This window comes from Amycolatopsis melonis (assembly GCF_040064235.1).
Classification (GTDB): domain Bacteria; phylum Actinomycetota; class Actinomycetes; order Mycobacteriales; family Pseudonocardiaceae; genus Amycolatopsis; species Amycolatopsis melonis.
This window is the reverse complement of the sequence record NZ_JBDZYD010000004.1, coordinates 54,997-67,647: the sequence shown is the minus strand read 5'-3', so window position 1 is coordinate 67,647 and position 12,651 is coordinate 54,997. Positions and strand designations below refer to the sequence as shown.

Below are 12,651 nucleotides of genomic sequence, written 5' to 3'. Positions count from 1 at the left end.
AAGACATGAAATCTCTGCACTCGATAGGCTGTGGCTATGCAGTTCCATCAGCTCGCGTACTTCGTCGCCGTCGCCGAAGAGCGCCACTTCACCCGGGCGGCCGAGCGGATGCGGGTCGCGCAGCCGTCGCTGTCCCAGCAGATCCGTGCGCTGGAACACGATCTGGGCGCCCCGCTGTTCCACCGCATCCGCGGCAACGTCTCCCTCACCGAGGCGGGCGAGACGCTGCTGCCGATCGCCCGGCGCATCCTCGCGGACACCGAAAGCGCGCAGCGCGCGATCCGCGAGCTGGACGAGCTGGACCGCGGCCGCGTCCGGCTGGGTGCACCGCCGAGCCTGTGCACCGGCCTGCTGCCGCCGATGCTCGCGGCGTTCCGCCGCCGCTATCCGGGAATCCAGCTGGAGCTGCACGAAAGCGGGTCACGGGACCTCCGGCAGCGGCTGTCGGAAGGCGCACTGGACCTGGCCCTGCTGGCCGGTGCCCGCACGACGCCCGACCCGGGACTGGCGGCGACGCCGTTGCTACTGGAGGAACTGGTGCTGATCGCCGCGGCCGGGACACCGGTCCCGGCCACCCGCCTCGCCATTGCAGACCTGGCCGAGGTCCCGCTGGTGATGTTCCGCCGCGGCTACGACGTCCGCGAGGCCACGGTGAACGCCTGCCGGGCCGCGGGCTTCGAGCCGTCGTTCGCGATCGAAGGCGGCGAGATGGACGCGGTCCTGGAGCTGGTCCACGCCGGTGTGGGAGCGGCGGTGGTCCCGAGCACGGTGGCGGGCCACCGGTTCGCCACGACCCGGTTCGCCCCGGAGACGGGCATGACCCGGGTGGTCCAGCTGGCCGTCCGCACGGACGTTGACCCGACCCGGGCGGTGCGTGCTCTCCGCGACGCGATCACCGAATCGGTGGTCGATCCGGCGCACCTGCCTGCCGGTGTCCGGTCTCTTGTGGACGGTTGACGCCCGGCTTCCCCGCGGGTGCAGGGAAGCCGGGTTCCGTCAGCTCCAGGGTGAGGCGACGAGCCAGCTGGTGTCCTGTGCCCACGACGTCGTCGCGTCCCAGGCGTTGCTCCCGCCGTTGCTCGCCACGTAACCCGTGAAGTTGTAGTGGCGGATGTACTTCCCGGGGTAGTTGACCGACTGGAACGACTTCCCGGTGCCACTGTTGCCCGCGGCGGGGCAGAACGTCGCGTCCTGGGCGAAGGCACTGCCGCCGTCGTCGGCGTTCAGGTGGAGCTGGAACGCGTAGTGGCGCAGGAACCGGCCCGGCTGGTCGGCCGACTCGAAGGTCAGGCAGGAGGAGTTGGCCAGGCCCGCCCGCACGATCCAGGTCGCGTCCGCCTTGAGGGCGGCCGAGCTGGTGGAGTCGACGGCGGAGATGACGACTTTGTCGTCGGTGTCGTTGTGGCGCAGGTAGTCGGACGTGCAGCACGCCGTCGTCGCCTGGAGGGAGACCTTGGCACCGGGGGTGAGCGTTCCGGCGCCGGCCGGGGCGCTGCTGTAGCCTACCGCGGTGATGTTGGCCTGGACCGCGTTCTCGGTGGCGTCCGAGGGATAGCCCGCGGTCATCACGCCTTCGTAGAAGGTGCCGCGTCCGCCGACACTGTTGTCACCGCCGATGCCGAGGATGATCGCACCCTGCTTCTTCATCGGGTTGTAGCCGGCGACGTTCGGACGCACGCCACTGTAGTAAGTGGACAGACCACCCGACTGCGCGTTGGCGCCGCGGATGGCCCACTGGTTCGGGCCACCCTTGACGATCGCGGTCTGGAACCGGTTGGTGACCGTGGGGTCGCCCGCGTTGAAGTGCTGGTTCACGCCGGAGAACAGGCCGTTCTCCAGATCGGCCATGATCCACGGGCCGGCGCCGCTGCCGTAGCCCCAGCCCTTGTTGTTGCCGAAGTAGATGGCCTCCATGGTGCCGTTGCCGTCGTCGTTGCCGCTCGTCTCGGCGTTGCCGTAGTCGAAGCAGCAGCCGCCGTTGTAGTTGGTGCCGTCGAAGATCGCGTACATCCCCTCCGGCTGGTCACCGGTCGCGATGCCGTTGGTGTGGTTGTTGCGGTAGCCGGTGCCGGGTGCCACGGCGACGCCGTACGCCTTGTGGCCGCCGACCGTGACCGGTGCCTCGAAGGCGTTGGCGAGGTTGTCGTTCCCGCCCGCGGCCGGGCCGGGCCAGTAGCCCTTGAGCGCCTGGGTGAGATGGTTGCCCTTGCCGGACTCGTCGTAGATGACCGAGATGACGCAACTGGTGTTGGCACAGAAGGAATCCTGCGCGGCAGCGTCGGCGTACCCGCCGGCGGTCAGCACGCCGATGTCCTTGGTCGCGTTGTCGGACGCGCGCCGCACCTGGTACAGCGGGCCGTTGTAGGCCGCGTACAGGGCACGGGTGGTGCTGTGCGCGGCAACGCACGGTGTGCCGCCCGCGGCGTAGATGTCGCACGGTCCCTGTGCGGCGGCCTGCGAGGTGGTGGCCGTCGCCGCAAGCAGGCCCGCGGCGAGACTGGTGGTGGTACCGGCCGCCAGGAGGGCGCGGCGGATCCACGGTCGACGGGTCATCGATTCTCCTTCACACGGTGGGGAAACGCGGCACCGGACGTCCGGCGCGCGGTCAGTTCCAGGGGGCCGCGGCGAGCCAGGAGGTGTCCTCACGCCACAGCGAGGTGGTGTCCCAGGCGTTGGTGCCGCCGTTGCTCGCGATATAGGCGGTGGAGGCGTAGTGGCGGAGGTACTTGGCCGGGAAGTTGAACGACGGGAACGAATACCCCGTGCCGCTGTTGCCGGGCTTCGGGCAGAAAGTGGCGTCGGCGGCGAACTGCGCGGTCGTGTCCTTGGGCTGCAGGTGCAGCTGGAAGGCGTAGTGCCGCAGATAGCTGCCCGCCGCGTCGGCCGACTCGAAGGAGACGCAGCTGCCGTCGGCCAGCCCGGGCCGCACGATCCAGGTGGCGGCGGCTTTGTCGGCCGGCGCACTGCCGGTGGTCACCGGCGCGATCACGACCTTGTCGTCGCCGGCGTCGTGCCGCAGGTATTCGCCGGTGCAGCAGGAAGTGGTGGCCTGCAGCGAAATCTTCGCCCCCGGCGTGAACGGGCTGGTGCCGGTCGCGTACCCGGCCGCCGCGATGTCGGCCTGGACCGCGGCGTCGGTGGCGTCGGAGGGATACCCCTTGACCATGGCGCCCTCGTAGAAGGTGCCCGCGCTGGCGTTCCGGTTGGTCTGGCAGCAGTCGCCGCCGCTGCCGAGGATGATCGCGCCCTGCTTGTGCATCGGGTTGTAGCCGCTGGGCAGCGCGCCGCCGTAGAACTTGGTCAGGCTGCCGGACTGGGCGTTGGCGCCCTGCAGCGCCATCTGCGTGGTGCCGTTGTTCTTCAGCATCGCGGTGACGAACCGGCTGGTCTGGGCGACCTGGCCGGGGTTCCACGTCTTGCTGCCGCCGGAGAACAGGCCGTTCTCCAGGTCCGCCTGCACCCACGGCCCGGTGCCGCTGCAGCCGCCGAACCAGCATTCGGTACCGAAGTTGATCGCGTCCATGGCACCGTTGCCGTCCGCGCGGTGGTCGGTTTCGGTGTTGCCGTAGTCGAAACAGCAGCCGTTGTTGACGTGCGTCCCGCTGGTGACCAGGTATTCGCCTTCGGGCGAACTGCCGGTCGGCACACCGGACCCGGCGGCGAAGTAGCTGTTGCCGGGATTGATGTACAAGGCGTACGCCTTGCGCCCGCCGACGGTCAGGGCCTCGGTGGTGGCGACGGCCGCGGTGTCCGCGCCGCCGGTGCCCCCGGGGCCCTGGTAGACCAGGGTGTTGGCGCTGGTGCCGGTCTGGTCGTAGAGGCGGGTGATGGTGCAGGTGGTGCCCGCGCAGAAGGCGTCCTGCGCGGCGGCGTCGGCGACACCGCCGGTGGACAGGAGCCCGATGTCCTTGGTCGCGTTGTCCGAGGCCCGCTGCACCTGGTAGAGGGAGCCGTTGTAGGAAGCGAACAAGGCCCGGGTGGTGCTGTGCGCGGCAACGCACGGCGTACCGCCGGCGGCGTAGATGTCGCACGGTCTTTGCTCGGCGGCCTGGGAAGTTCCAGTGGAGACGGGCAAAACGAGCGCCGCGACAGCTACGGAGACGGTCACTCCATGACACAGTCGGCGGAACACGGGCAGCGCGGACATCTTGAACTCCCTTGTTCAATGTTAGCGCTAACAGTTCAGGCGGCGGGCGGATCCCGGTCGAAGTCAGGATGGGAGTCACCACTATCGACGACGACCGGGGGCACGTCAAGACGTCAGGTGGGTGTGGCGGTATATGTCCCTTTTGGACGGATTCGGTGCCGGACGCCGGGATGGTCTGCCGGCGGCGGGCAGGTCACCGGCCACCACCTGCACTCGATAAGCGCCGACGTTTTTGATTGATAATGCGCCGAATCGTGCCCGTAACGTTACTCCATCTGTTTTAACGAACGCGGTCCTTTCTCGACTCAATGAGGACACGGCAGCTTTCTTCCGCCGAGGAGGACCTCATGGGCACAAATCACGTGACCGAGCAACGCATCGCGCTCGTCCTCAATGGCGGAGTGAGCCTGGCGGTATGGATGGCCGGCGTGGTCTACGAGATCGACCTCTTGCGACGGTCCTCGCAGGCGGCGCCCAACGGACAGCCGCCGTGCATCCTTGCGGACCCGGACGCCGCCGTCATGCGGAGCTGGCGCCGGCTGTGTTCCGCCGGTACCGGCCAGGCTCGCCGCGTTGTGGTCGACGTCATCGCCGGGACCAGCGCAGGCGGTCTCAACGGCACGCTGCTGGCGACGGCGATAGCCCGGGGAAACACCTTGAACCCGACCCGGGACAACCGGCCATGGCTCAGCAGGATGTGGATCGAACAGGCTGCGCTGACGGCGAGAAAATTGCTCTCGAAGGGCACCGGTCCCGCTTCCCTGCTCAGCGGTCCGTACTTCAGCGAAACCATCGAGAAGGCACTGGAAGGACTCGCCGACTGTGACAGCGGCACGCCGGTTTCACTGTTCGTGACCGCCACCGCGGTCGACCCGAGTAACCAGACCTATGTCGACGGATACGGTGGAGAATTCACCGTTCCCGATCACCGCCGGATCTACCGGTTCGAGCGAAGCAAGGAACGGCTCGCCTACCACGCGCCCGAAGAATGGAACGCCGCCGAGGCGGGTGCTTGTTTCAGCGAGGTCGAAACCGACCACTTCTGCGAACGGCAGTCGCGCACCCTCGGGCTCGCGGCCCGCGGGTCGGCCTCGTTCCCGGTGGCGTTTCCGGCAGTGCAGGAAAACCTGGAGCTCAACGGGACCCACCGCATCGTCCCGCAGGAACCGGCCGGCCGCAGCTGGCTCATCGACGGGGGCATTCTCGACAACGCACCCTTCGGGCCGGTCCTGGACGCCATCGCGCGACGCCCGCTCACCGGGGACACCCGGCGGACCCTGGTCTACGTCGTGCCGTCGAACGGCCGGGACGCGCCCGGCGCGGACATCGCCGCGGACGGGCCGAGCTGGCAGCAGATCGCCGTCGCCGGAGTGTCCTTCCCGCGCGAGGTCGACTTCAGGGCGGACATCGAACAGCTGGAAACCCTGATGCGCGAAGGCGAGGCCGTGTGGGCGGACGCCGACCAGCTCTTCACCCGGCTGCTGGCCTCGCCGGCACAGCGCGACCAGCACGTTTCCGCCGCCACCAACCTCGTCTCGACGTACCGCACCGCGCGAGCGGCAGGCGGGATCCGGGAAGCCCGGCTGATCGCCAAGACGCGGCAGAGCACCTCCGAAGTGCCCAGTGCCCCCACGTCCCTCAGTGCGCATCCGACGTTGTCCGCCGACGACGTGGCCGCCGTCCTCGGCACCAGCCCCGGCTGGCTGCCTCCGGAGAACGCGGCGCTCACCGACTTCACCGTCGGCAGCCCATGGCAGTGGGGTTTCTCGACCGCACACAACTCGGTCAGGCTGATGCTGCAACACCTGCGCAACCAGCTTGCCGGCACCCCGGGCGACGAACGCCTCACCACCGCGATCACCGAGGTCGACCGGAGCCTGCGACGGATCGTCGCGGTCCGCGAGGCTTTCGAGAAGCTCATCATCGGCTTGGACAGCGAAGTAGCCGACGACGACACGCTTCTCGCGCAGCACGTGTCCGGCGCGATGGCCGGAATTCACACTTCCGAGGTGCTGTCCACCCTGGTCGGGGACGCCGTCGAAGCGTTCACCGCGGTGCCGGGGCTGGTCACCGGCCCAGGTCCCCGGCAGCAGGCACTGCTCCGGACGCTCCTGGCCGTCGAGGTGATCGGCAAGGCGCTGCACGCCCGGTTGCCCCAGCAGCGGCACGCTGCTTTCGACCTGCTCCGGCTGGGCCCCGACACCCAGGCGCCGGCGCTCGAAGGCGCCTACAGCGCGATGGCGGTCGCACTCGGCGGCGGCAAGCTCTACGGCACCCAAGCCGGTCACTTCGGGGCGTTCGGCCGGGTCAAGTGGCGCCGGTGGGACTGGATGTGGGGCAGGCTGGACGCGGCAGCGCAGCTCGGCCGGGCCATCGGCAGCGACCAGGGCATGACCGAAGCCCAGATCGAGTCCTGGATCGCGAACATGCAGCACCGGATCCTCCGCAGCGAAGGCCGGTCGGCGCGCCAGGTGGAGGCCGGGCTCACGAGGGTGGCGCAGCTCAACCTCCCGAACGTGCTCAACGCGATGCGCAGCAGGTCGAGCCGGGACAGCCTCAGGCTCCTCGGTGACCGGGCACTGCGCCTCCTCACGAACGGGCACAGCGGGGGCCTGGCCACCGTCGCGCTCTGGCTCGCCTGCCTGACCCAGCGCCACGACATGACGAACCTCTCGACGTACCAGAGGGTCGCGCGCTGGTTCACCCATCCCCTCCGTGCCGCCGCCTGGTACTGGCTTGCCCAGGCGGAGGTCCCCGAACCCGCGACGCCGTGGCTCCTCCGCCGGTGGCTGTACTGGGTGGGCTTCACCGTGCTGCTCGCGTCTGCCGCGCTCCTCGGCTGGCAGTTCAGGGACCGGCCGGTCGCGATGGGCCTGCTGACGCTCGCCGCCGTCCTGCTGGGGCTCGTCAGCGGTGCCCTCGTGCTCCTGGCCTGGCTCGGCCGACGACGTCGCAAGCTCGGCGGTTTCCTCCCCGGAGGCTGATCATCTGGCCTACGCCGCTGCGGGCGCAGCGCTCAGGCGGACTTCGCCTCGTGGATGATCGCGGCCGCGACGTGTCAGCGCAACTCCCGGCCCAGGGCGATTCCCGCGGCCCGGCCCGAGAAAATGCAGCCGCCGAGGAAGGTTCCCTCCAGTGCGTTGTAGCCGTGGACGCCGCCGCCGCCGAAGCCGGCTACTTCGCCTGCCGCGTACAGGCCGGGGAACGGGGTGCCGTCGGGGCGCATCACCTGGCTGTCCAGGTTCGTCTGGACGCCGCCGAGGGTTTTGCGGGTCAGGATGTTGAGCCGGACCGCGATCAGCGGGCCGTGTGCCGGGTCGAGGATGCGGTGCGGCTTCGCGACCCGGGCCAGCTTGTCGGCGACGGCGCGGCGGGCGTTCGCGATGGCCATGAGCTGCAGGTCCTTCGAGAACGCGTTGCCGAGTTCGCGGTCGCGGGCGACGATCTGCCGCTCGATCTCGGCCGGCTCGACCTGCGCGCCGCCGCGGGCGAGCTTGTTCATGCCGGCGACGAGTTCGTCGAGCGTGTCGGCGACGACGAAGTCCTCCCCGTGTTCCTTGAAGGCCTCGACCGGGCCCGGTGCGCCCTTCGCGATGCGGCTCCGCAGCATCAGCTTGACGTCCTTGCCGGTGACGTCCGGGTTCTGCTCCGAACCCGACAGCGCGAACTCCCGCTCGATGATCGACTGTGTCAGGACGAACCAGGAGTAGTCGTAGCCGGTCGAGAGGATCGCCTTCAGGGCGGCGTTCGTGTCGAATCCCGGGAAATTGGGCGGTGGCAACCGTTTCCCGGTCGCGTCGAACCACAGCGACGACGGGCCGGGGATGATCCGGATGGCGTGGTCGGGCCAGATCGGGTCCCAGTTGTGCAGCCCCTCGGGGTAGTGCCACATCCGGTCGCGGTTGACGATCGCGCCGCCCGCCTGCTCGGTGATCGCGATCATCCGGCCGTCGACGTGCGCGGGGACGCCCGCGATCATCGTCTCCGGTGCCGGGCCGAGCCGGTCGGCGGGCCAGTTCTGCCGGATCAGGTCGAAGTTGTGGCCGATCCCGCCGGTGGTGACGACGACGGCCTTCGCCCGGAACTCGAAGGTGCCCACCGGCGTCCGGGAAGACGCCTTGCCCCGCGGCAGGTCGGTGGGCTCCAACACGGTGCCGCGGACGCCCGTCACGGCGTCCTTTTCGACGATCAGCTCGTCGACCTGGTGCCGGAAGGCGAACCGCACCAGCCCGCGCCGTTCGCCGTCGAGCACCGGGTCACGGAAGATGCGCACGACCTCCGGCCCGGTGCCCCAGGTCAGGTGGAAGCGGGGCACCGAGTTGCCGTGCCCGTCGGCGCGCCCGCCGCCGCGCTCGGCCCAGCCGACGACCGGGGTGAACCGCAGCCCCAGGTCGTGCAGATAGGCGCGCTTCTCCGTCGCGGCGAACCGGACGTAGGCCTCGGCCCACTGCCGCGCCCACTTGTCCTCCTCGTCCCGGTCGAAGCCGGCCGAGCCCAGCCAGTCCTGCCGGGCCAGCTCGTAGGAGTCCTTGATCCCGGTGCGGCGCTGCTCCGGGCTGTCGACGAGGAAGATCCCGCCCAGCGACCAGAACGCCTGGCCACCCAGGTTGTTCCGGTTCTCCTGGTCGAGGACGAGCACCCCGCGGCCCGCCTTGACCAGCTCGTGGGTGGCGACCAGGCCGGCGAGGCCCGCTCCGACGACGATGACGTCCGGTTCGGTGTCCATCACTGATGCGTGTCCTTCGTGCTGTAGGCGCTGACGACGTGGACGAAGAGGTCGGTGCGCTGCCGCCACACCTCGGGATTGCCGGGTTCCAGCGCGCACTGGGCGGCGGTGCCGTCGTGCACGGCCACGAGCGCGCGGCCGAGCGCGCCGGGATCGGGGACGACACGGCCGAGGCGGGCGAGGACCCCGAGCAGCGGCGGCACCATGGCGGCGACAATCGCCTCTTCCCGCGCCGCGATGACCCGGCGCAATTCGGGATGACGCAGGGCGTGCAGCGTGAACTCGGCGCTCACCCGATACCAGCGCTCGTCGACGGGCAGGGCGCCGGCCAGCCGCGCCACCACCGTGCCGACGGGCTCGTCGGCCCGCACGACCGCCTCGGCGATCTCCCGCATCCGGGCGAGCTGCGCCTGGGAACGCTGCTCCCACATCTCGAGGAACAACTCGTCCAGCGACGCGAAGTTCGAATAGAACGCACCGCGCGTGTACCCGGCCCGCTCGCACACCTGCTCGACGGTCGACCGGCCGAAGCCCTCCTCGGCGAAGACCTCCAGCGCGGCGTCGAGCAGCCGGGTTCGGGTCTCCGCTCGCCGCTTCGTCACTCGCCGGGCCGGCGCGCCCTGCTGCGTCGCCATCGGCACCACTCCTTCCGATACGATCTTGTATCGGATACGTTCGTGTATGCAACCCGGCGCAGCGTGCCGTCCGTCACGAGACCCGCGGCAGCCGGGCGAGATAGAGGTCCCTGGCGACCAGGCTGACCGCCAGGTGATCGGCGAGCGGGTCGAAGAAGGCGGTGCGGTACTGGGCGTCGGTCACCGTCGACGCGGCGAAGTACAGCCCGGAGAACGCGGCGATGAACAGCGAGACGTGCAGCAGCTCCTGCGGGATCGGCAGCTGGATGCCGAACAGGGTGCCGCCGGCGGGGTCGCGGCCGATCCAGGCCTTGATCACCGAGTGCTGGACCGCGATGATCCCGAAGACCACGAAGAAGACGAACATCACGGTGGCGAGCACGAACGTCTGCAGCACCTGGGTCAGCACCAGGACGAGGGTCATGTTCGCCCGCTCCAGCTTCGTGAGCGGGGGCCGTCCGGCGGGGACGCCGTCCGCGAGGAACGGTGCCAGCGGGGTTTCGCGCAGCTTGTCGAGGCCGACCGGGACGGTGGGCGACTGGGTCAGCCGCGTGACTTCGGCCTTGAGCATCGCGAGCAGGAACACCACGGCGACCACGGCGAAGAGCCCGGCGACCACCCACATCCGCTGCCGCGGCAGCGCGGCGCCGACCTGCCAGATCTCGGTGGTGAAGAACCCGAAGACGGTGAACAGCAGCAGGAGGGGCAGGACCCGGCTGGTCAGCTCGCCCAGCAGGCGGATCTGGCGGAACGCGGCCCGCAGCGCCCAGCCGACGATCGAGCCCACCCCGACGAACGCGGCCGCGAAGAACCCGGCCAGGATCGCGAGCTGGGCGCCGAAGCCGAGCAGGATCGACTCGCCGTCGACCACCCCGTCGACGATCGGCACGACGACCACGAACACGGCCGCCACGACCGCCGCCGTCCCGGTTCCGCCGCGGTCGACCAGCTTGCGCCGTACCCAGCGCGCGGTGAGCCAGGAGCCGAGGCCCGGCACGACGACCAGGCCCAGCAGCAGGCCGCCGTATCCCAGCGCGAAGAGGTCGTTGTCCATCAGCCGGTCGAAGTCGGCGTCCGTTTCACCGTCCACTGCGGACAGCACGGCGGTCAGCAGCTGCCAGGCCGCGGCGAACACGACCGCCGGGGCGGTGCGGACCAGGAGCCGGGCGGGACGGCCGCGCACGACGGCAGGCAGCCCGCGCCGCCGGAACCACTGTTCGACGGCTTCGATCTCGCGTTCGCCGGTCATCTCCACCCTCCCGCCGATCCGGCCGACGCCGCGATCACGGCGATCCTAGCGACGCCACGACGTCCGCCGGCCGCGTGCCCGCCGGTGTCTCGCCGGCAAGACACCGGCGAATCCTCGACCGGCGCGATCTCCCCCGCCTAGGGTTCGCCAGGAGGCATCTTCGCCGGTGCGGCAAGGGAGGACGACGAGTGCCGGAACCGGAAGCGGTCATCAGGGCCTTGTTCGCGGACGTCCTGGGCGTCTCCGACGTCGGGCCCGGCACGCACCTTCTCGAAGCCGGCGGTGATCTCGCGGCGGCGACCCGGCTGGCCGGCCGGATCCGGGCCGAACTCGGGGTGGCGCTGCCCCTGCGGGAGTTCCTCAAGGAGCCGACACCGGAAGGGGTCGCCGCCCGGTTCGGGGTCCCGCGTCGGTCCAGCGGACCGGTGGCTCCCCCGCTGCCTGCCGCGGACGCGGCGATCCACGCCGAGATCACCGACCGGCTCCGGCGGATCACCCCGACGTTCTCCGCGGACTCCACCGCCGAGCCGGTCCTCCTCACCGGGGCGACCGGCTTCGTCGGCGCGTTCGTCCTGGCCCACCTGCTCGCCCGCGGCCGCACCGTCACGGCTCTGGTCCGGGGTGGCGAACCACGGCGCGGCGAACTCGTCCGGCACCTGGAGAACCTCGGCCTGTGGCAGGACGGGTACGCCGCCCGGCTGACCGTCGTGGACGGCGACCTCGCCGCGCCTGCCCTCGGCCTCGACCGCGCCACCCACGACGAGCTGGCCGGGACCATCGGCCGGATCATCCACTGTGCCGCGTGGGTGAACCACGTCCTGCCCTATCCCCTGCTCGCAGCCGCGAACGCCCACAGTGCCGCGTCGATCCTCGAACTCGCCGTGACCCGCCGCCGCAAACCGGTCACCTACGTCTCCACCCGCGGCGTGCTCACGCCGGAGAACTACCCGCCGGAAGCCGAGATCGCCGCCGGTCCCGTGGTGGCCCTCCCCCCGGAAGCCGACGGCTACGGCCGGTCGAAGGCCGTCGCCGAGGCCTACTTCGCGCGCGCCGCCGAACTCGGCGCCGCGGTCACGGTCGTGCGGATCCCCGGCGTCTTCGGCGACCGCGACCGGCACCAGATCCAGCCCGGCGACGCCTGGTGGAGCTGGACCAAGGCCACCGTCCTCACCGGACGCTACCCGAGCAGCTACGACCTGCCCGGCAACGAACTGACCCAGGCGGTGCCCGCCGACGTGATCGCGCACGTCATCGTCGATCTCGCCCGGCCTTCCGGCGAGCCGGGATGCCGTTTCGTCAACGCCGTCCCGAACCGGGTGTGCAGCACCCGCGACTTCGTCGCCGGCCTGCGCGAGGCGGGTCTCGCGGTCGAGCCGATGGACGACCGCGAGTGGCACCTGGCGGTGGGCCGTCTCGACGTCGACGACGTGTGGGTCGCCGCCGTCGCGGGCCAGGTCGCGACGCAGCCGGGGATCGACCTCCCGCAGCGGCTCCCCCGGTTCTCCGCCGACGACGATCCGGCGGTGTCCCGGGCCGTCGACGCGGCGGCGATCTCGACGCCCCAGGACCTGGCCGGATACGTCCGGACACTGGCGGGCAGCTGAAGGCCGAACTCGCGGCGCGTGGCCTGCCGCGGCTTGTCGTGAGTGGTAATTGGCGTTCTATTGAGGGGTAAGTCAAAGGTGGCGTGACGGCGTGGTCCTCGCTCGCAGCCGCACCCCAAGTGTCCACAAGGGACAATTACGAGCAGCCGAATGTCCAATTCTTGCCCATGTGTCCGGTTAGCGCCGAGGTCGTGAGTGGCAATTAGGGTTCTAACCCCTCATTGCCACTCACGACGACCGCCCGCCGTTGTGGCAAGTTCTCAAAATGGGCATTTATTTGGGGCTTTTGG

8 protein-coding genes are annotated in these 12,651 nt (G+C 70.2%); 3 read left to right on the top strand and 5 right to left on the bottom strand.

Features of this window, described 5'->3' with window-relative positions:
* The first annotated feature begins 36 nt into the window (after positions 1–36).
* Complete coding sequence (locus ABJI51_RS11270; protein WP_348949896.1) at positions 37–957, top strand: LysR family transcriptional regulator; 921 nt, start codon at positions 37–39, stop codon at positions 955–957.
* 39 nt (positions 958–996) lie between these two features.
* Here ABJI51_RS11270 and ABJI51_RS11265 read toward each other — a convergent pair whose 3' ends face one another.
* Positions 997–2,553 (bottom strand): alpha-L-arabinofuranosidase B, encoded by a 1,557-nt coding sequence (locus ABJI51_RS11265; RefSeq protein ID WP_348949895.1) that lies wholly within the window; start codon positions 2,551–2,553, stop codon positions 997–999.
* Positions 2,554–2,605: 52 nt separating this feature from the next.
* Complete coding sequence (locus tag ABJI51_RS11260; RefSeq protein ID WP_348949894.1) at positions 2,606–4,147, bottom strand: alpha-L-arabinofuranosidase B; 1,542 nt, start codon at positions 4,145–4,147, stop codon at positions 2,606–2,608.
* 347 nt (positions 4,148–4,494) lie between these two features.
* Here ABJI51_RS11260 and ABJI51_RS11255 point away from each other — a divergent pair, with 347 nt between their 5' ends.
* Positions 4,495–7,131 (top strand): DUF3376 domain-containing protein, encoded by a 2,637-nt coding sequence (locus ABJI51_RS11255; RefSeq protein WP_348949892.1) that lies wholly within the window; start codon positions 4,495–4,497, stop codon positions 7,129–7,131.
* Positions 7,132–7,205: 74 nt separating this feature from the next.
* On the opposite strand, the gene ABJI51_RS11250 is transcribed toward ABJI51_RS11255, so the two are convergent.
* The 3 genes from ABJI51_RS11250 to ABJI51_RS11240 form a co-directional block, all read right to left on the bottom strand.
* The gene (locus ABJI51_RS11250; RefSeq protein WP_348949890.1) at positions 7,206–8,873 is read right to left on the bottom strand and encodes an FAD-binding dehydrogenase; all 1,668 of its coding nucleotides are present in this window, start codon (positions 8,871–8,873) and stop codon (positions 7,206–7,208) included.
* On the bottom strand, positions 8,873–9,508 hold the full coding sequence (locus ABJI51_RS11245; RefSeq protein ID WP_348949888.1) for a TetR/AcrR family transcriptional regulator: 636 nt from the start codon (positions 9,506–9,508) through the stop codon (positions 8,873–8,875). Before ABJI51_RS11245 ends, ABJI51_RS11250 begins: the two co-directional genes overlap by 1 nt.
* Positions 9,509–9,581: 73 nt before the next feature.
* Entirely contained in the window at positions 9,582–10,757 is a 1,176-nt protein-coding gene (locus ABJI51_RS11240; protein WP_348949886.1) for a hypothetical protein, read from the bottom strand.
* A gap of 188 nt (positions 10,758–10,945) precedes the next feature.
* Here ABJI51_RS11240 and ABJI51_RS11235 point away from each other — a divergent pair, with 188 nt between their 5' ends.
* Positions 10,946–12,361, top strand: a complete 1,416-nt coding sequence (locus ABJI51_RS11235) for an SDR family oxidoreductase (RefSeq protein ID WP_348949885.1) — start codon at positions 10,946–10,948, stop codon at positions 12,359–12,361.
* Positions 12,362–12,651: the final 290 nt, after the last annotated feature.